The organism is Proteus columbae, from assembly GCF_002777965.1.
In the GTDB taxonomy this organism is placed as follows: Bacteria; Pseudomonadota; Gammaproteobacteria; order Enterobacterales; family Enterobacteriaceae; genus Proteus; species Proteus columbae.
This window is the reverse complement of the sequence record NZ_NGVR01000026.1, coordinates 15,152-34,454: the sequence shown is the minus strand read 5'-3', so window position 1 is coordinate 34,454 and position 19,303 is coordinate 15,152. Positions and strand designations below refer to the sequence as shown.

The following is a 19,303-nucleotide window of genomic DNA, read 5'->3' as shown; positions in this document are numbered from 1 at the left end:
GTAGAAGTAGAAGTAGAAGTAGAAGTAGAAGTAGAAGTAGAAGTAGAAGTAGAAGTAGAAGTAGAAGTAGAAGTAGAAGTAGAAGTAGAAAGAGTATAGCGGTTTTTAAAAAGGTAAATCGTAGATACGAAAAAGCCTCGATATAATCGAGGCTTTCTCTTATTGGTCGGCGAGAGAGGATTCGAACCTCCGACCCACTGGTCCCAAACCAGTTGCGCTACCAGGCTGCGCTACTCGCCGTCTGCATCACTGCTCTTATCTTGTTTATTGGTGCGAAGGGGGGGACTTGAACCCCCACGTCCGTTAGAACACTAACACCTGAAGCTAGCGCGTCTACCAATTCCGCCACCCTCGCATAAACAATAACTAAGATAAGATGGGGTGGCTAATGGGACTCGAACCCACGACAACTGGAATCACAATCCAGGGCTCTACCAACTGAGCTATAGCCACCATAACAGCTATCTTATTACTTCTTACAACAACGTTCTTCACCGTAACTCTTAGCACGCTTTAATGGCGCGCCCGACAGGATTCGAACCTGAGACCTCTGCCTCCGGAGGGCAGCGCTCTATCCAGCTGAGCTACGGGCGCTTCACGCCGTTGCGGGAGAGGATAGTACGGATTTACGCTCTGTCTGTCTAGTGCTTTTTGAAAAAAAAAGTTTGTTTGACGATAGTTTGTGCATTTCGTCGATAAATGGAGCGTTTTTACACGCTAAACGCCCCGTTAGTATAATAATTAAACAAGTAAGATGCTAGATAAAAGCATGAATAAATCATTTAATCAGCTCCATCTAACAAAAAAAGACGCTATTACAATTTATTGGAATAGTAATACCCAACGAATTTTAATAGCTTAAATTGACGCTTAATTCGACTTGGTTGTGATAACAAACGATATAACCACTCTAATCCAAGATTTTGCCATGCTTTCGGTGCTCTTTTAACATGGCCTGTAAATACGTCATAAGTTCCGCCAACGCCCATATATAAAGCATCAGGATGAATTTCACGACATGCACGAATAAATAACTCTTGCTTAGGTGATCCCATGGCAATAGTCACTATCTTCGCACCAGAGGCCTTTATACGCTCAAATAACGCCTCTCTATCTTGTGGTGTGAAGTAACCGTTCTGGCTACCTACAATATTTACGTTCCACTGTGCTTTGAGCTTATTTTCGGTTTGAGAAAGAATTTCAGGTTTACCACCAACAAGAAAGACAGGTGTTCCCTCTTTACCTGCCCTTTCCATTAATGCTTCCCATAGATCCGCACCTGCAATACGAGAAACATTTGCATCAGGATATTTACGACGAATACCTCGCACAACACTGATACCGTCTGCATAAAGATAATCAGCTTCATTGAGTAGTTCATTGAGTGCTGAGTCTGTTTCTGCTGTGAGAATTTTTTCTGCGTTAATGGCAATCAGAGAGCCACTTTTTATTTGTGCTCCTTCATAGAGATAATCCAGAAAATGAGCCATATCGCGAAATCCCCAGATATTATGTCCGCGGATTGAATACTTCGGAATTAAATTGGATCCCATTACTTTTCCTTTTTCTCTAAACGAGGTTCACTTTGTCGTTGACGAGTCACGTAATGACGCACTAATCCTGCACTTTCAAATAACCAATAAAGCAGTTTTGCAACGACTAAACATAAACCAAAAATCAAACAGAAGAACACAACACGAGAGACAAAAGAGTCCACACCTTCTCGTGCAAGCACTATCATGTTAAAAATGGCACCAAAACAGAATGCTTGTAAAATTGCAGACTTATAGCGATTCGTTTCGTTCAAACCTTGTTGATACAACCAATCAAACCACTTAATAATCAATCCAACAACAATTGCACCTAGTGGAATAAAGACAACGCCCCCCATTACCACTAATGAGCCAATTAAGGTCGGTGAAATGGCAAGACCCGCATGGTAATTAAGCACTTCCCATGTAAAGTAATTTGCCGAATTCAGCACAACGTCAGGACGTTCAGGCCATACCCAAGAAGGAATAAAGACGTAAAAATCACGAATTATCGGTGCAAGTCCTTGGAACTCAATCTTGTCATAATTATTAAGTAACAAAGCGAGGTTTTCCCAAGGAGAGAACGTATCGCGAGTGAGGTACAAGAAAGTATAGAATGCCTCGGCACCACTCACATCAAGGCCATAGCGTTTTAATGCCAACCAGAACATTCCAACAATACTCATAACCCCGGCTGCAACCAGCATCCACAAGGTTATCCAGCCGCGAACAATACCAATAAACAAAAACAGTGCGAATGCGATGATAATATTAGCGCGGGTTCCACCCACGATAATGTAAGTTAAGATCCCGAAACCCACCGTTGCACAAAGGAAGAAAATCCAGCGCTGTTGAGTAGGTTTTAAGAAATAAACCACCAGCATTGCGGGAATAAAGAAATAGAAAAAGCGTTTAAGCGCGACACCTGACACTTGGCTCGAAAAAATTTGGCTATACGTTTTGAGCTTAAAGAGTAAAAAGCCATTTTGTAAAAAGAAAATTCCGACAGTTACAAAGGCAATTAATGCCAATAAAATCCAAGTGAGGTTGGTTTCTACTCTATTCATCGTAAATAACGACCTAGAAGGGCCGTCAACCGATTTTCTCAGCCTTACCTTATAAGTTACATAATAAATTGCATAGAAGCTGGTAGAGGCTAATAGCGCGTATAATAAGGAATCAACCGGTACAACTGCGACATCAAATTGGAATACCAACATACAAGTCAGTGGAAAACCAAAATAAAAGGTCAGCAGATAGAGCATTGAGAAAAAAACATTAAAATTAAAGCGAACTCGACGAAATTCTTGATAAGTCAGCAATAAAATAAAACTTAAAGAGATAAAATAAACAAGTGCTAAGCCACCCAGTTCCGCCAATGTCATTGCGGCTCTCCTGTACTCATCTCAATTAGTTCTTTCCAGCCATCCGTAAAATTAGGTGCAAAGAAGGCAATATTTTGGCGATCAAGCATCAGCAATTGACGTTTAGCCTCTTCAATTAGCGCAACATCTAATTTATCACCCGAGAAAAAAACAGGAACATTTTGCTCAGTTAAGTCCTGCCAAAATGGGTTTTGACGACTAATAACAAAAGGGATAGCAAATTGAATAAGCAGACAAAGCGTGCCAATACCTTGTTGACGATGAAAAATAAAATAACCCAGATCGCATGTTTTCAATAACGCAAGATAATCATCAAACGCTAATTTATCACGTAATATTTCAACCTGATTATATGGAAGTAACTGGCTAGCTGCTTGGGCGACTTCATCAATATAAACATGATTATTTTCAGGATATCCCATTGGAATAATCACTTTTGCGCGTGTTCCATATTGCTCTGCAATCGCCTGTAAAGCTTCAATATGACGATTCGATCTATCCCCTGAATTACCCACAATAATAGTGAGTTGTTTTTCATCAATAGGCGCTTTTTCTGTCACCGTCAGCGCAGGATCCATTCTTGTTGGGAAATAGAGCAAACTGGCTGGAATATTAACGTTAAATTGCGCGAAGTAATTCAGATCACCTCGTGTACCAAATACTCGCCCCACACGCTTTTGAGCAAGTTTACGAAGAAGATAAAAGAGTCTAAATTTTAGCTGTTTAGAATCCTGATATAAATCAGCACCCCAAATATGCCACCAAAATTGATGACGTTTAATCTTGCCAGTCAATAATGCCAACCAAATAGGCGCATTAAACTGACCTAAAAAAAGGAATCGTTGGTGAGTATCGGCTTTTGCCAATGTAACCACTCTCTGTGCAACCTGCTTTTTATCAGCTAAACACTCAATATCTAAAGCTGGGTAGCTTTCTTGCAGTGAAGTATTTTTACTGGCAACGATAAAACGAGGTTTATACGTTAACCCCGCCTCAGTCACGAGGTGGTCGTTAAAAAACCGTAACATTGTACTGTTATGATGCACAATGTCTGAACCTAGTACGTAAATCAAAGTTGTCATTTGCGCCTGCAATAAATCACGAAAACAGAACTACAGAGAAGGAAGTAAATAATATATGTTGCCATATAGGCTTGAGCTGCACCTAGTGCACCATGCTCAGGAATAAGCCAACGCGAAAATAGCGTTAATAAGGCAAACTGGCTTACTTCTGTAAGGATATAAAAACGTAGCGCTGCTTTTGCAATGACGAGATAGCCAAAGACATAAGCGCCTACTTTTAAAACATCACCGACAAGTTGCCATGCAAATAAATCACGCATAGCGACAAATTTATCTGAAAATAGTAACCAAATCGCAAAATCACGTAATAACCACACCATAAAACTCGCAGCCGCTACCGCAGGTAATACAAACTTCAGTGACTTAACAATCTCTTTGGTAATTTCGCTCTTTTGCGTTAGTCGGGAGAGTGTTGGCAGTAAATAAACAGAGAAAGATGCGGTAATAAATTGCAAATAAGCATCTGAAATACTGGTCACCCCTTGCCAAATTCCTACGTCCTCCCAGCTATAATGTTCAGCAAGTAAGTTACGCATCATGATATAAGCGACGGGTAATGTAATCGATGTCAGTATTGCCATAATGGTAAACTTACCAAGATGACTTGCTATCGCCTTATCCCAATGAGGTTTAAGCTCGCTTAACGCGAAGCGTTTACGCTTTACTACTAAAAATGTAGCAGGAAATAATATAAGTGCAGGCACTAATGCTAGTCCAATTAATGCACCGTGATAACCCGCAAATAAATAACATAAATAATAAGCAATAACACCAATAATACTACCCGCAATCACTGATAGGGCATTACCTGCCGCATCACGATAACCTTTTAATATGGCAAGAAAATAGTTGCTATATGCTATTCCCATTTGAATAAAAGCAACGGCTCTTACAATATCCTGATATTGATGATAATCATCACCAAATAACACTTGGCTAATGGGGGCAGAAAAAAGAAGAAATAAAATAGCTAATAGTGTAGAGAACAGCAAAATCATGGATGATGACGTACCCAACACTTTTTTGCGTTGAATATCATCATCTTGATATTGTGCGATTAATTTCGTCACGCCATTAAAAATACCCGCACCAGATAAGACACCTAGTACGGTGATTAATTGACGAAAGTTTCCCGCTAATCCGACCCCTGTGGGACCAAAAGAGACAGCAAGTAACTTAACGACAAGCAGACCAGCCCCGATTTTTATCAGGGTTGATCCAGCTGTCCAAATTGATGCTTTAGCTAATGACATAATTAAGCAAAAAAGTCGCGAATATGACCAATAACAGTCTGTTGCTCTTCTTCTGTCATGTTGTAGAACATAGGCAAACGCACTAAACGCTCACTTTCTTGCGTTGTGAAAATATCTTCACCGTCAAAGCGACCAAACTTCATACCCGCAGGACTGGTATGCAATGACACATAGTGGAATACCGTTAAGACACCATGCTCTTTCATGTAGTCATTAAACGCGGTACGTTGCTCGATATCTTTCAGTTTGATATAGAACATATGTGCATTGTGCTCTAACCCTTCAGGAACGACTGGAAGCGCCAATAAGCCTTTTTCCGCTAATGGAGTCAATGCATCATAGTAAATCTGCCAAAATGCTAAACGACGCTCATTAATTTTTTCAGCTTCTTCAAGTTGAGCCCACAGGTAAGCGGCTTGTAAATCCGACATTAAGTAGCTGGAACCAATATCACGCCAAGTATATTTATCTACCTGACCACGGAAAAATTGGCTGCGGTTAGTTCCCTTTTCACGGATAACTTCTGCGCGATTGATTAAATCAGGATCGTTAATTAACGTTGCACCACCCTCACCACCTGATGAGTAGTTTTTTGTTTCATGGAAGCTATAGCAACCAATATGACCAATTGTGCCAAGAGCCTTGCCCTTGTAAGTTGACATAACGCCTTGTGCAGCATCTTCGATAACAAATAGATTATGTTTTTTCGCAATCGCCATAATCGTATCCATTTCACAGGCAACACCTGCGTAATGAACGGGAACAATAGCGCGAGTTTTATCTGTAATAGCCGCTTCGATTTTTGTTTCATCAATATTCATAGTATCTGGACGAATATCAACGAAGACAATCGTTGCACCACGTAATACAAACGCATTAGAGGTCGAAACAAAGGTAAAACTTGGCATGATAACTTCATCGCCAGGCTTGATATCTAATAAGATGGCAGCCATTTCAAGCGATGCTGTACAAGAAGGCGTTAACAGCGTTTTATGACAATGAAATTGTTCTTCTAACCACTTTTCACATTTCTTTGTGAAATGGCCATCACCACAGAGCTTGCCACTTTCCATAGCTTGTTTCATATATTCTAATTCTGTGCCGACAACTGGTGGTTTATTAAACGGAATCATATTATCCCCTGTATAACCAATAAGTGGTGCTCTCTATTAAGCCCCCACTGTGTGTGTATAAACGCGAAGCTGCAATATTGCTGATCTGTGTTGCAACATATAAGGTTGAAATACCTTGTTGTTGACACCAAAACTTCGCGGCCGACATCAGTTGTTTACCAATGCCTTGTCCTATTCTGTTGGGCATTACTGCAAGTAATCCCACTCTTGCTTCACTTTCAGATAGATGGCGTAAAGTGACAAAACCACTTACATTATTTTCAGCATCATAAGTCAGTAAGCAGATATCATCGAACGTACCTAACACCGCTTTTTTAGCCCATAATGCATAAAAACGACTACTATCACCTTCTTTGTACCAAGGTGTTCTAAAACGACTTTGTACAAAAGCTTCTGAGGCAGTTGCCATCAATAAATCGATATCATCTTCATTGGCTTTTCTAAAACCGTATTCCGTCGCTTTCTTACAAGCATTTTCTGTGCCAATTGAAAGTTTAAAATCAATTTCACCTTCCGCAAATTGAAAACCTAATTGACTGAGTTTATCGATGAGAGAAAGCTCATGAGATGCGACTTTAGCTTGAACCACAGCAAAAGCATCAAGCTGTTCGTCTGTTAACGCGGGCGCTTGTGTATCAAACTCAAGGCGCCCTGTTTTGAGGGAGAAAAACTCGCTTTCCCACTCAAGATAATTAATATTGGCGAGGACGGACATGTAATAAATCCAAGAGATAACGGCCATAACCCGTTTTAGACAGTGATTTTGCGCTTTCTCTTACTTGGTCATCACTGAGCCAACCATTGCGCCAAGCAATCTCTTCAAGACACGCCACTTTAAATCCTTGGCGTTTTTCAACAGTTTGAACAAAGGTGCTGGCTTCAATTAAACTATCGTGAGTTCCGGTATCTAACCATGCAAAACCACGTCCCAGTAATTCAACGTTAAGCTCACCACATTCAAGATACATCTGATTAATCGACGTAATTTCTAATTCACCACGAATCGACGGTTTGACTCGTTTGGCAAAATCAACCACTCGGTTATCGTAGAAATAAAGCCCCGTCACAGCCCAATTAGATTTAGGGTGTTCAGGTTTCTCTTCTATCGATAACACTTTAAAATCATCGTCAAACTCAACAACACCAAATCGCTCAGGATCCATCACTTGATAACCAAAGACTGTTGCACCACGCTCACGCTGTGTAACTTGTTTCAGTTTTGGACTAAACCCTTGACCAAAATAGATATTATCGCCTAAAACTAAACAGCAATGATCATCACCAATAAATTCCTCACCCAAAATAAAGGCTTGAGCTAAGCCATCAGGAGATGGCTGAATTTTATATTGAAGACGAACACCAAATGCAGAACCATCACCCAATAAGCGCTGAAATGAAGTCATATCATCTGGTGTTGTGATGATCAAAATATCTTGAATACCAGCAAGCATCAGAACTGAAAGCGGATAATAGATCATGGGCTTATCATAGATAGGCAATAACTGCTTCGATACCCCTTTGGTTATCGGATGCAGTCGTGTACCAGAGCCACCCGCTAAAATAATACCTTTCATCATTTATCCTTCTTTACTTAATCAGTTCCCAAGCCCTAGACGTTCACCTGCATAAGAGCCATCTAACACACGTTTCCACCAAGTTTCGTTATTTAAATACCACAAAACAGTTTTACGAATGCCCGATTCAAATGTCTCTTCTGGTTTCCAGCCCAATTCAGCTTCAATTTTTGCCGCATCAATCGCATAGCGTAGGTCATGACCAGGTCTGTCTTTCACATAAGTAATGAGATCGACATATTGAGCAACACCTTCCGGTTTTGCTGGATATAACTCTTCTAATAGCGCACAAATTGTTTTAACAACATCAATATTACGACGCTCATTATGGCCGCCAATATTGTAGGTTTTACCCGGTGTTGCCGTTGTTGCGACTAAATAAAGCGCACGAGCATGATCTTCCACATAGAGCCAATCACGGATCTGTTCCCCTTTACCATAAACAGGTAATGGCTTTCCTGAAATCGCATTTAAAATAATTAATGGGATTAATTTTTCAGGAAAATGGTAAGGACCATAGTTATTCGAACAGTTGGTAATTACGGTTGGTAAGCCATAAGTTCGTAACCATGCTCTCACTAAATGGTCACTTGAGGCTTTAGAAGCAGAATATGGGCTACTTGGCGCATAAGGAGTTGTTTCAGTGAAGAAGTCGTCTGTGCCTTCTAAATCGCCATACACTTCATCGGTTGAGATATGGTGGAAACGAAATGCCGTTTTTTTCTCTTGTGGTAAAACTTGCCAAAAGTGGCGAGCTGCTTCCAATAAGGTGTAAGTACCAACAATATTGGTTTCAATAAAGGCAGCAGGACCATCGATAGAGCGGTCAACATGGCTTTCAGCGGCTAAGTGCATAACAACATCTGGCTGATATTGAGCAAATAAGCGATCAAGCTCAGCTCTATCACAGATATCGACTTGCTCAAAGGCATAGCGTTCACTATTTGCCACAGTGGCTAATGACTCTAAATTACCAGCATAAGTCAGTTTATCCACCACAACAACGCTGTCATTGGTGTTTTCAATAATATGTCGAACAACAGCAGAGCCGATAAAACCGGCTCCTCCTGTAACTAGAATGCGTTTCAACGCCATACTCCTTTAGTATCTACAATCCATTTTTGAGTGACTTTACTGCCAGGGATCGCTTTAAATTGTTGGTGATCAACTAACATTAAGACAATATCAGCGTCTTTCAATGCTTGTTCTGTTGATACTAACTCTGTGATCCCTTTCAGTTTTGTTGGTAGCTCATGAATATTCGGCTCAACTGCTAATGTCGTACCACTATGCCAATCCGCTACTTGTTTAGTGATATTCATCGCTGGGCTTTCACGTAAGTCATCGATATTAGGTTTAAAGGCTAAACCAAAGCAGGCAATCTTAATCTCGTTTGCACGTTTACCTGTTTCAGTAAGGCAATCTGCAACGGCGGCTTTAACTTGATCGATAACCCACACAGGTTTGCCATCATTGACTAAACGCGCAGTGTGAATTAAACGGGATTGTTTTGGATTTTGTGACACGATAAACCAAGGATCAACAGCGATACAGTGTCCACCAACACCTGGACCTGGTTGTAAAATATTGACGCGAGGATGGCGGTTCGCCAAGCTAATTAGCTCCCACACATTAATATCTTGGTCAGCGCAGATTAGTGATAACTCGTTAGCAAACGCAATATTAACATCACGGAAGCTATTTTCAGTCAGCTTACACATTTCTGCGGTACGTGCATTAGTGATAACACATTCACCTTCAAGGAAAATCTTGTATAACTCGCTTGCACGCTCTGACGATTTACGGTTCATGCCACCCACAACACGGTCATTGCGGATAAGTTCAATCATCACTTGACCCGGTAATACACGCTCAGGGCAGTAAGCAATATCGATATCAGCATCTTCACCTTGTTGATGAGGGAATGTTAAGTCTGGGCGAGCTTCTGCTAACCATTCTGCCATTTTTTCGGTAGAGCCAACTGGTGAGGTTGATTCTAAAATAATAAGATCACCTTTCTTCAGTACAGGTGCGATAGAGCGTGCAGCTGCTTCAACATAAGCCAAATCAGGTTCATGTTCACCTTTAAATGGTGTAGGTACAGCAATAAGGTAAGCATCTGCTGGCTGTGGCGTGGTATAAGCTTTTAAATGACCTTCTTCAACCGCTTGTTTAACGACTTTATCAAGATCAGGCTCAACAATGTGAATTTGACCTTTATTAATCGTATCAACTGCATGCTGATTAACATCAACACCGATGACGCTTTTTTTACGAGAGGCAAAAGCTGCCGCTGTAGGTAAACCAATGTAGCCGAGGCCGATAACAGAAATAGTTTCAAAACTCATAATGTCACCTGATTTTTTTTCAATGCTTCAAGAATACGTTGGCAGGCATGACCATCACCATAAGGGTTTGTCGCCTTACTCATTTGGTGATACGCGTTTTCGTCTGTCAATAAAGAGGTTACTTCGCTAACAATACGTTTAGTATCTGTTCCAACTAAACGAACAGAGCCCGCTTCAACAGCTTCTGGGCGTTCTGTTGTGTCTCGCATTACAAGAACCGGCTTACCTAATGAAGGCGCTTCTTCTTGAATGCCACCAGAGTCGGTCAAAATAAGGTAAGCATGGTTCATTAAATACACAAATGGGAGATAATCTTGTGGCTGTATTAGCTTAATATTATCAATACCATGAAGGATCCGTTGAACAGGTTCACTCACATTAGGGTTTAAGTGAACAGGATAGACAACTTCTACATCTGGGTGTGCTAATGCAATTTCAGCTAAAGCTTGGCAGATACGTTCAAAACCGCCACCAAAGCTTTCTCGGCGATGTCCTGTTACCAAGATCATTTTCTTATCCGGCTGAATAAATGGATAGTTTACAGCAAGCTCATTTAAGAGTGTTTGATTGCCCATCACTCTGTCACTTACCCAAAACAACGCATCAATTACCGTATTTCCCGTGACAAAAATATTTTTATCCGCAACCGCTTCTCGTACCAAATTTAATTTTGCAGTTTCTGTTGGCGCGAAATGATACATTGCAAGGTGCCCTGCAATAGTACGGTTTGCCTCTTCAGGCCAAGGGGAGTAAAGATTGCCAGTACGTAGCCCTGCTTCCACATGACCAACAGGAATTCGTTGATAAAATGCGGCTAAACTTGCTGCCATGGTCGTTGTTGTATCACCATGTACCAAAACAACATCAGGTTGAAATGACGCTAATACCGGTTTTAACCCTTCTAAAATACGACAGGTAATATCCGTTAAATCTTGTCCTGGTTTCATAATATTGAGATCGTAATCTGGTTTGATCTCAAAAAGATTTAATACCTGATCAAGCATTTCTCGATGTTGGGCCGTAACACATACCTTCGCTTCAAACGAATCATCATTTGCTAAAGCGTGCACTAACGGTGCCATTTTTATCGCTTCAGGGCGTGTGCCAAAAACAGTCAACACTTTCACAGTGGCTCTCTTTTCTTCATTGTTATATCGCTTATTTTTGGGAAAGCAATATGCCCTTATTCTCAATACATCAGGTGCCGAAACACCTGATATCTCGTTATTGTCATTAGTGACAAAATTTAATTATTATTATTTTTTAATGAACTGCGTCTTACTAATGCAACACCTGCGCCCGCTAAAATACCAATAGCGCCCCAAAGTACCATCATAAAGGCACGACGAGGACTATCACGTTTCACAGGATCTTCAGGGGTACGTAGAAAACGGTAAGTTTGGAAGTTATCTTGTAATTTGGCGCCCACAGTAAGGGTCGCTAACATTGCCGTATTTTGATCGTAATCACTATCAAAATCGGCACCTGTTGCAACTAAAGTTTCTAGCTGTGATTGCAACAGAGGAACGCCTAACAGAAACAGTTTAGAGTCCGGTAACTCATCAATCGCAATCGAGGTTTGTTTTTGAGAAATACCTTGTTTCTCAGCCACTTTAATTGATTGCTCTAATAAGTTAATTTGACGTTGATACGCAGATTGAGCCGCCATTTCTTGACGTTTAACTAGCGCTTTCATTGATTGAGTTCTAGTTGCCCAAGCTGTTATCACTTCATCATTAAGATGGGTAGATGCTCTCTTATTAGCAAAAGCAATATACTCATTTAATAATTGGCTCGCCTCTTTTGATGTTTCCGCAATAAGTTTCAGCTGATCATTAACTAATTTTTTCTCATCGGCAGGCGTAAATTGAATATTGTTAATTAACTCATCCAATAACGCAGCATTAGCCTGTTCATCACTCTCTTTGCGCTGTTTGAAATAATCCGTTTGCAACCAAAATTCACGACGAGTATCAAACGCTGCGATTTGAGTAATAAACTCTTGATAAGCTTCATCTGAAATAGTTAAAGCTGAGGTTTGTGCTGCTGGATTAATCTGCGTATCAAGATTGCGCAAAAACTGAGATTGCGAATAATAACTGCCTAAGTTATTAATCGTTGGTTTCTCTGTCATTGCGATTGCACTCCATTTAGGTTGCATCAAATAAGATGCACCGAGTGCAATCACTGCAAAAAGCAGAGCGAACCCTATAATCCAACTTTTTCCTGACCAAAGTGCACAAAAAAGACCTCGAATATCGAGTTCATTATCTGGCTGATCACCCTGTCGGGAGGCGTTATTTTCCGAGTTCATCACGTTAAAAAACCTCTGCTTATATTAATGCTGTTGTGTTGCTCTACGTAAGCGACGCTTATGTCGTTTAATAAAACGAGCGACTCGCCACGCGCGTTTAATACAATAACCATACATAACAAATGCAAGCAAGAATAATGCCAACATAAACCATTCAGGTACAAATGATAGGTTTTGACCGATAATACCAATCGCTGCTAATAACGCGGCTGACAATGTAATCAGAATGAAAGCTTGGCGAGAGGTAAAACCTGCACGCATGATCAAATGGTGGATATGTTGACGGTCTGGAGAGAAAGGGCTCATTCCTTTGCGTAAACGACGGTACATAATTGCCACCATATCCATAAGAGGAATAGCAATTATCCATAATGCGGTTACCGCTTTAACAGGGCGAGGCTGAGTTTGTGTTGATGCAACCAATAACCAAATAATGGTAAATCCAATCAGTGTACTTCCCGCATCTCCCATAAAGACTTTGAATTTTTTACCGCAGAACCCTAAGTTTAAAAGGATATAAGGTAAAATTGCCGCAATAAATGAGAAACACCAGAATGCGAGAGCTGAATTACCACTTTGATATAATAAAATACCAAGCGCACCAAAAGAGACACAAGAAAGGCCACCTAATAACCCATCAATACCATCAACCATATTAAAGGCATTGATTGCTGCCCAAACGGCGAAAAGTGTAACAATATAGCCGAAAGGCCCTAAATGCATTTCCCAAGGACCAAAAGCATGACCCAGTGTGTCGAGTTTTAATCCCGCACCCACCATCATTACGATCCCAACAAAAGCTTGGATTGTTGCTCTAATTTTGACACTAATATCGAAGCGATCATCTAAAGCGCCAATAAAAACAAGAAGTCCCGCACATGCCAGATACAATTCCTTGTGAGGAATATAGATATCTGAAATATAAAATGCGAAAACAATACCAAAATAGACTGATATTCCGCCAACTAAGGGGATCAATCCATGATGTTTTTTACGATAATTCGGTTTATCCACGAGTCCAATTTTCTTTGCAATTTTACGAGCCAAAAATAAAAATGCGAAAGAAAATAAGAACACATAAAAAACGCTTGTGCTCATTTTTAGTATATCCACAGTACTTTTCTCTATAATAAATATAGCTGGTTATTTTACGCTTCCATGTGTTTTTATTATTTTTCCAGCTTCACCACGACGAGTTTATTCAAAACCCACCACCCTTCATCAATTATAAGTTTTCCTTAACTATTTTTATTGATGCCATCGCTATTTTTATCAATTACCAAAACATGCAATATATATACCAACATCTCATTAAAATATTGCAATCCAAAATTAAATTACATCCATAAAAAACAAAAAAACGCCACAATAGTTGTGGCGTTTTCATCATATCGTCATTCTTACAAAGTAAATGAGCTTAACAGCATATAAATTGAGGTGATATTACTTATTCTGTAACAGAGCACACTATTTTAATATTTTAATCCTATTCTCAGCTCAATCACTTTGTTAATACACTCTATGAACGTTTCATAAAGTCGAAGAATTCTTCATTTGTCTTAGTCATTGCTAACTTGTTAATGAGGAATTCCATTGCGTCAATTTCACCCATTGGGTGAATAATTTTACGCAGGATCCACATTTTTTGTAGCTCATCTTGAGACGTCAGTAACTCTTCTTTACGTGTACCAGAACGATTGTAATCAATTGCAGGGAAAACACGTTTTTCAGCAATTTTACGAGACAGGTGTAATTCCATATTACCTGTACCCTTAAATTCTTCGTAGATAACTTCGTCCATCTTAGAACCAGTATCGACTAATGCTGTTGCAATGATAGTCAAGCTACCACCTTCTTCAACATTACGAGCCGCACCGAAGAAGCGTTTAGGACGATGTAATGCGTTTGCATCCACACCACCTGTTAACACTTTACCTGATGAAGGAACAACTGTGTTATAAGCGCGCGCTAAACGAGTGATGGAGTCTAACAGGATGATAACGTCTTTTTTATGCTCAACTAAACGCTTCGCTTTTTCAATCACCATTTCTGCAACTTGTACGTGGCGAGAAGCTGGCTCGTCAAAGGTTGAAGCAATAACTTCCCCTTTTACTAAGCGTTGCATTTCTGTCACTTCTTCTGGACGTTCATCAATCAGAAGTACCATTAATACGCAATCTGGGTAGTTATGAGCAATATTTGCTGCGATGTTTTGCAGCAACATGGTTTTACCTGCTTTTGGTGGAGCAACGATAAGACCACGTTGACCGCGGCCAATTGGTGCCGCTAAGTCAAGAACACGCGCGGTTAAGTCTTCTGTTGAACCATTACCACGTTCCATGCGTAAACGATTATTAGCATGTAAAGGTGTTAAGTTTTCAAAGAGGATTTTACTGCGGGCATTTTCTGGTTTATCAAAGTTAACTTCATTAACTTTTAGAAGGGCAAAATAACGTTCACCTTCTTTAGGAGGACGAATTTTCCCTGCGATGGTGTCACCAGTGCGAAGGTTAAAACGGCGAATTTGACTTGGAGAAACGTAGATATCATCGGGACCAGCAAGGTAGGAACTGTCTGCGGAACGTAGGAAGCCGAAGCCATCCTGCAATATTTCCAGCACACCGTCACCGAAAATATCTTCCCCACTTTTCGCGTGTTGCTTCAAGATAGAGAAAATAATGTCTTGCTTTCTCATTCGAGCCAGATTCTCTAGCCCCATATTTTCGCCAAGTGCTATCAATTCTGATACCGGCGTATTTTTTAATTCGGTAAGATTCATAATGGTGGGTTCTTAATAACTCGGGGTAACTCTCGAACTATGAACGTGAATAGTATAACAGCGAATCGCTGTCAGTTTCGTCATGTGTAAAATTACAGATTATAACTTTCTAACATAAGGGTATAACTAAAATGATAATGTTAGAGAGTGTTAATACTATTAGACCAGTCTGCTTTATCCCAGAGAAGTGACATTCATTTTCGCGATGCATGAGTGTACTTTCAACTTATGGGTTAGGAACATACTTTGGAAAAATTTATATTCCTTGAATACTATAGATTATTCTAAGGCAACTTGACTGGTTAGATGAATTCAGATTACTTATATTAAATATCATATTAGATTAAATATCATATCATGTTATTCAATTCTATTACTTTGCACGCTTGATATTCAATATCTCAGACTTATTTAATCGTGTCTAATCATATTGACAAGTAGATCCGATATATTATGTAAGTAAGTGGCGCTAACTTATCATGCTTCGAAGCGGACGTCTAGCGGTCAATAACAGAAATACTGACAAGATCTAAACGTCCTACTTTTATTTTTGATATCTAAATCAAATTAGATATTTTCGTCTAAAAACTCTTTTAGTTGAGTTTTTGACAATGCGCCTACTTTAGTTGCAGCAACTGCACCGTTTTTGAATAAAATCAGTGTAGGAATGCCGCGAATACCGTATTTTGGTGCTGTCAGCGGGTTTTGATCGATGTTTAGCTTCGCAACTGTTAATTTACCAGCGTATTCTGTTGCAACTTCATCTAGAATAGGAGCAATCATTTTACATGGGCCACACCATTCAGCCCAGAAATCAACGAGCACAGGGCCGGTTGCATTTAATACATCAGCATCGAATTTGCTGTCAGATAAGTGAAGGATTTTATCGCTCATTGTTCTACTCCAAAGAATAATATTGACCGTACCAGTGTAACATTAAATAACAAAAGTCTGTCTGCATTTCAGCGGATAAACTTTTGTAATGCAACCCATAACTGATATTCTATTACATTATGAGCAAAACATATTTGACAGAAAAGAAGTTTTCCGACTTCGCCTTGCATCCAAAAGTGATAGAAGCCCTTGAGAAAAAAGGGTTCTCTAATTGTACACAAATTCAGGCATTGACGTTACCTATCACTGTGAAAGGTCAAGACATTGCCGGGCAAGCCCAAACAGGAACAGGCAAAACGTTGGCGTTTTTAACCTCAACGTTTCATTATCTTTTAACACACCCTGCTAAAGAAGGGCATGAAACCAATCAACCTCGTGCACTTATTATGGCACCAACACGCGAATTAGCCGTGCAGATTTATTCTGATGCTAAAGAGCTTGCGCAAAATACAGGGATTAAAATGGGTCTCGCCTACGGTGGCGATGGCTATGACGAACAACTCAAAGTATTAAGTAATGGTGTCGATATTGTTATTGGCACAACAGGTCGTTTAATTGACTACGTTAAACAAGGCCATATTAACCTTAACACAATCCAAGTTGTGGTACTTGATGAAGCTGACAGAATGTACGATCTCGGCTTTATTAAAGATATTCGTTGGATTTTCCGTCGTATGCCAGTTGCCGCTGAGCGTATGAATATGCTGTTCTCTGCAACGCTTTCTTACCGCGTAAGAGAATTGGCTTTTGAACAGATGAATAATCCTGAATATGTTGAAGTTGAACCTGAACAAAAAACAGGTTTTAGCATAAAAGAAGAACTCTTTTATCCTTCAAATGAAGAGAAAATGCGTCTTCTTCAAACATTAATTGAAGAAGAATGGCCAGATCGCTGTATTATTTTTGCTAACACAAAACATCGTTGTGATGATATTTGGGCACACCTTGCCGCAGATGGACACCGCGTTGGTTTATTAACAGGTGATGTTCCTCAGAAAAAACGTCTACGCATTTTAGAAGATTTTACCCAAGGTAATCTTGATATTCTGGTTGCCACTGACGTTGCCGCTAGAGGTCTTCATATTCCATCAGTAACGCATGTTTTTAACTATGATTTACCTGATGATTGTGAAGACTATGTTCACCGTATTGGTAGAACAGGGCGCGCTGGTAATAGTGGTAACTCAATCAGCCTTGCATGTGAAGAATATGCACTGAATTTACCTGCAATTGAGACTTATATTCAACATGCTATTCCTGTGAGTAAATATAATAGTGATGCGTTATTAGCTGATCTTCCTGAGCCTAAACGCCGTCACCGTCCTCGCCAAGGTCAGCCTCGTCGCAATAATGCGCCAGTGCGAAATAATAGAGGAAATAATACTCAACGTAACAACCGAAATAAACGCCCGAGTCATCCATAAATTATGCTGAAATCCTCATCACTTTATGCTGCTATTGATTTAGGTTCTAACAGTTTTCATATGTTAGTCGTTCGAGAAATCGCGGGCTCTATACAAGTCCTTTCCCGCGTGAAACGTAAAGTTCGACTCGCTGCTGGCCTAAACAGTGAAAATGAATTGTCAGAGCAGGCAATGGAACGCGGTTGGCAATGTTTACGACTTTTTTCTGAATATCTACGTGATATTCCGACTGAACAAATCAGAGTCGTAGCAACAGCCACATTACGTATTGCTAAAAATGCAGATATTTTTGTCGCAAAAGCGTCTGAAATATTGGGCAATACTGTTCATGTTATTAGTGGTGAGGAAGAAGCACGCCTTATCTATCGTGGCGTTGCACATACCACTGGTGGTGCAGAGCAACGTTTAGTTGTCGATATTGGTGGTGGCAGCACAGAGCTGGTTACAGGTACTGGTGCTAAAACGACACAATTAATGAGCTTAAGTATGGGCTGTGTAACTTGGTTAGAGCGCTATTTTACTGATCGCTCTTTAACTCAAGAAAATTTTGCTAAAGCACAAGACGCAGCCAAAATGATACTCGCTCCAGTAGCGGATAAATTAATTGAGCAAGGCTGGCAAGTGTGTGTGGGCGCTTCTGGTACTGTACAAGCATTGCAAGAGATCATGATTGCTCAAGGTATGGATGAATTAATCACCTTACCTAAGCTTGAGCGGCTCAAACACAAAGCTATTGAATGTGGAAAACTGGAAGAATTGGAAATTGAGGGGCTTACTTTTGAACGAGCCTTAGTGTTTCCGAGTGGGCTTGCTATCTTAATCGCCATATTTGAAACACTGCATATCGACAATATGATCTTAGCAGGTGGTGCATTACGAGAAGGCTTAGTCTATGGAATGTTGCATCTTCCTATTGAGCAAGACATCCGTCAACGTACTCTTCGTAATGTCCAGCGCCGGTTTCAGATTGATATTGAGCAAGCACACCGAGTTCAACAACTTGCAGAACACTTTTTTATCCAAGTCAGCAAGAGTTGGCAGTTAGATAATCGTTGCCGCGAGTTGCTTTATAGTGCTAGTGCATTACATGAGATTGGCCTAAGTGTCGATTTCCGCCAAGCACCTTCACATGCAAGCTATCTGATTTCTCATCTTGATTTACCAGGATACACACCCGCGCAACGACGTTTATTAGCTTCTTTGCTAAAAAACCAAACAGGGATCATCGATCTTGCGCCCCTTAATCATCAAAACGCCCTACCGATAACTCAAGCCAATCGACTGGTGCGTTTACTGCGATTAGCCATTATTTTTGCTAGCCGCCGCCGTGATGATACGCTTCCTGCATTACGATTACGCACTGAAGATGAGAAACTCATTATTACACTGCCATATCAATGGCTTAATGAGCATCCATTACGTGCTGAAAATCTCCAAGAAGAGATCCAACTTCAGAGTTATGTTCATTGGTCTTTAATGATTGAAGAACAAAATAGCTCTCGTATAAGTTAACCTTTTTACTTATACAAAAATAAAAACCCCTTGGACATCAATATGCCAAGGGGTTAATTTTATCGACCACACT

Annotated in this window: 16 protein-coding genes and 4 tRNA genes; 2 read left to right on the top strand and 18 right to left on the bottom strand. The window is 40.2% G+C overall.

What is annotated here, in order from left to right:
• Positions 1–163: 163 nt before the first annotated feature.
• From CBE70_RS13575 to trxA, 18 genes are all read right to left on the bottom strand, one after another.
• Positions 164–240 (bottom strand) — tRNA-Pro (locus CBE70_RS13575).
• Between the two features lie 28 nt (positions 241–268).
• A tRNA-Leu gene (locus CBE70_RS13570) sits at positions 269–355 on the bottom strand.
• 22 nt (positions 356–377) lie between these two features.
• A tRNA-His gene (locus CBE70_RS13565) sits at positions 378–453 on the bottom strand.
• Between the two features lie 64 nt (positions 454–517).
• Positions 518–594, bottom strand: a tRNA-Arg gene (locus CBE70_RS13560).
• A gap of 221 nt (positions 595–815) precedes the next feature.
• A complete protein-coding gene (wecG, locus tag CBE70_RS13555) occupies positions 816–1,553 on the bottom strand; it encodes a lipopolysaccharide N-acetylmannosaminouronosyltransferase (RefSeq protein ID WP_100159755.1) in 738 nt (245 codons plus the stop codon).
• A complete protein-coding gene (gene wzyE / locus CBE70_RS13550; protein ID WP_100159754.1) occupies positions 1,553–2,917 on the bottom strand; it encodes an ECA oligosaccharide polymerase in 1,365 nt (454 codons plus the stop codon). Before wzyE ends, wecG begins: the two co-directional genes overlap by 1 nt.
• The gene (locus CBE70_RS13545) at positions 2,914–3,999 is read right to left on the bottom strand and encodes a TDP-N-acetylfucosamine:lipid II N-acetylfucosaminyltransferase (protein WP_100159753.1); all 1,086 of its coding nucleotides are present in this window, start codon (positions 3,997–3,999) and stop codon (positions 2,914–2,916) included. Before CBE70_RS13545 ends, wzyE begins: the two co-directional genes overlap by 4 nt.
• Entirely contained in the window at positions 3,996–5,252 is a 1,257-nt protein-coding gene (gene wzxE / locus CBE70_RS13540) for a lipid III flippase WzxE (RefSeq protein WP_100159752.1), read from the bottom strand. The genes CBE70_RS13545 and wzxE overlap by 4 nt, the downstream gene beginning before the upstream one ends.
• Positions 5,253–5,254: 2 nt before the next feature.
• Positions 5,255–6,385, bottom strand: coding sequence for a dTDP-4-amino-4,6-dideoxygalactose transaminase (gene rffA / locus CBE70_RS13535; protein ID WP_100159751.1), 1,131 nt, complete (start codon positions 6,383–6,385; stop codon positions 5,255–5,257).
• Between the two features lies 1 nt (position 6,386).
• A complete protein-coding gene (gene rffC, locus CBE70_RS13530; protein ID WP_100159750.1) occupies positions 6,387–7,100 on the bottom strand; it encodes a dTDP-4-amino-4,6-dideoxy-D-galactose acyltransferase in 714 nt (237 codons plus the stop codon).
• The gene (gene rfbA / locus CBE70_RS13525; RefSeq protein ID WP_100159749.1) at positions 7,078–7,959 is read right to left on the bottom strand and encodes a glucose-1-phosphate thymidylyltransferase RfbA; all 882 of its coding nucleotides are present in this window, start codon (positions 7,957–7,959) and stop codon (positions 7,078–7,080) included. The genes rffC and rfbA overlap by 23 nt, the downstream gene beginning before the upstream one ends.
• Before the next feature lie 21 nt (positions 7,960–7,980).
• Positions 7,981–9,048 carry a dTDP-glucose 4,6-dehydratase gene (rffG, locus tag CBE70_RS13520; RefSeq protein ID WP_100159801.1) on the bottom strand — a complete coding sequence of 356 codons (1,068 nt, stop codon included), beginning with the start codon at positions 9,046–9,048 and terminating at the stop codon, positions 7,981–7,983.
• Positions 9,045–10,307 carry a UDP-N-acetyl-D-mannosamine dehydrogenase gene (gene wecC, locus CBE70_RS13515; RefSeq protein WP_100159748.1) on the bottom strand — a complete coding sequence of 421 codons (1,263 nt, stop codon included), beginning with the start codon at positions 10,305–10,307 and terminating at the stop codon, positions 9,045–9,047. Before wecC ends, rffG begins: the two co-directional genes overlap by 4 nt.
• Positions 10,304–11,434: a non-hydrolyzing UDP-N-acetylglucosamine 2-epimerase gene (gene wecB, locus CBE70_RS13510; protein WP_069369918.1), complete on the bottom strand. Its 1,131-nt coding sequence runs from the start codon at positions 11,432–11,434 to the stop codon at positions 10,304–10,306. Before wecB ends, wecC begins: the two co-directional genes overlap by 4 nt.
• A 119-nt stretch (positions 11,435–11,553) precedes the next feature.
• On the bottom strand, positions 11,554–12,621 hold the full coding sequence (wzzE, locus tag CBE70_RS13505) for an ECA polysaccharide chain length modulation protein (protein ID WP_100159747.1): 1,068 nt from the start codon (positions 12,619–12,621) through the stop codon (positions 11,554–11,556).
• 24 nt (positions 12,622–12,645) lie between these two features.
• Positions 12,646–13,734, bottom strand: coding sequence for a UDP-N-acetylglucosamine--undecaprenyl-phosphate N-acetylglucosaminephosphotransferase (gene wecA, locus CBE70_RS13500; protein WP_100159746.1), 1,089 nt, complete (start codon positions 13,732–13,734; stop codon positions 12,646–12,648).
• Positions 13,735–14,140: 406 nt separating this feature from the next.
• Complete coding sequence (gene rho, locus CBE70_RS13495; protein ID WP_023583649.1) at positions 14,141–15,400, bottom strand: transcription termination factor Rho; 1,260 nt, start codon at positions 15,398–15,400, stop codon at positions 14,141–14,143.
• A gap of 567 nt (positions 15,401–15,967) precedes the next feature.
• Entirely contained in the window at positions 15,968–16,294 is a 327-nt protein-coding gene (gene trxA, locus CBE70_RS13490; RefSeq protein ID WP_006535838.1) for a thioredoxin TrxA, read from the bottom strand.
• 119 nt (positions 16,295–16,413) lie between these two features.
• Between trxA and rhlB the strand changes: the two genes are divergently transcribed.
• Both rhlB and gppA read left to right on the top strand, forming a co-directional pair.
• Positions 16,414–17,718: an ATP-dependent RNA helicase RhlB gene (gene rhlB, locus CBE70_RS13485; protein ID WP_100159745.1), complete on the top strand. Its 1,305-nt coding sequence runs from the start codon at positions 16,414–16,416 to the stop codon at positions 17,716–17,718.
• 3 nt (positions 17,719–17,721) lie between these two features.
• Positions 17,722–19,230, top strand: a complete 1,509-nt coding sequence (gene gppA / locus CBE70_RS13480; protein WP_100159744.1) for a guanosine-5'-triphosphate,3'-diphosphate diphosphatase — start codon at positions 17,722–17,724, stop codon at positions 19,228–19,230.
• Positions 19,231–19,303 lie beyond the last annotated feature (73 nt).

What these genes read in the sequence shown, in the direction of transcription:
- wecC (WP_100159748.1), bottom strand. Translation starts at nt 10,307, where the DNA reads ATGAGTTTTGAAACTATTTCTGTTATCGGCCTCGGCTACATTGGTTTA.
- gppA (WP_100159744.1), top strand. Translation starts at nt 17,722, where the DNA reads ATGCTGAAATCCTCATCACTTTATGCTGCTATTGATTTAGGTTCTAAC.
- rho (WP_023583649.1), bottom strand. Translation starts at nt 15,400, where the DNA reads ATGAATCTTACCGAATTAAAAAATACGCCGGTATCAGAATTGATAGCA.
- rffC (WP_100159750.1), bottom strand. Translation starts at nt 7,100, where the DNA reads ATGTCCGTCCTCGCCAATATTAATTATCTTGAGTGGGAAAGCGAGTTT.
- rhlB (WP_100159745.1), top strand. Translation starts at nt 16,414, where the DNA reads ATGAGCAAAACATATTTGACAGAAAAGAAGTTTTCCGACTTCGCCTTG.
- rfbA (WP_100159749.1), bottom strand. Translation starts at nt 7,959, where the DNA reads ATGAAAGGTATTATTTTAGCGGGTGGCTCTGGTACACGACTGCATCCG.
- trxA (WP_006535838.1), bottom strand. Translation starts at nt 16,294, where the DNA reads ATGAGCGATAAAATCCTTCACTTATCTGACAGCAAATTCGATGCTGAT.
- CBE70_RS13545 (WP_100159753.1), bottom strand. Translation starts at nt 3,999, where the DNA reads ATGACAACTTTGATTTACGTACTAGGTTCAGACATTGTGCATCATAAC.
- wzxE (WP_100159752.1), bottom strand. Translation starts at nt 5,252, where the DNA reads ATGTCATTAGCTAAAGCATCAATTTGGACAGCTGGATCAACCCTGATA.
- rffA (WP_100159751.1), bottom strand. Translation starts at nt 6,385, where the DNA reads ATGATTCCGTTTAATAAACCACCAGTTGTCGGCACAGAATTAGAATAT.
- wzzE (WP_100159747.1), bottom strand. Translation starts at nt 12,621, where the DNA reads ATGAACTCGGAAAATAACGCCTCCCGACAGGGTGATCAGCCAGATAAT.
- wecG (WP_100159755.1), bottom strand. Translation starts at nt 1,553, where the DNA reads ATGGGATCCAATTTAATTCCGAAGTATTCAATCCGCGGACATAATATC.
- wzyE (WP_100159754.1), bottom strand. Translation starts at nt 2,917, where the DNA reads ATGACATTGGCGGAACTGGGTGGCTTAGCACTTGTTTATTTTATCTCT.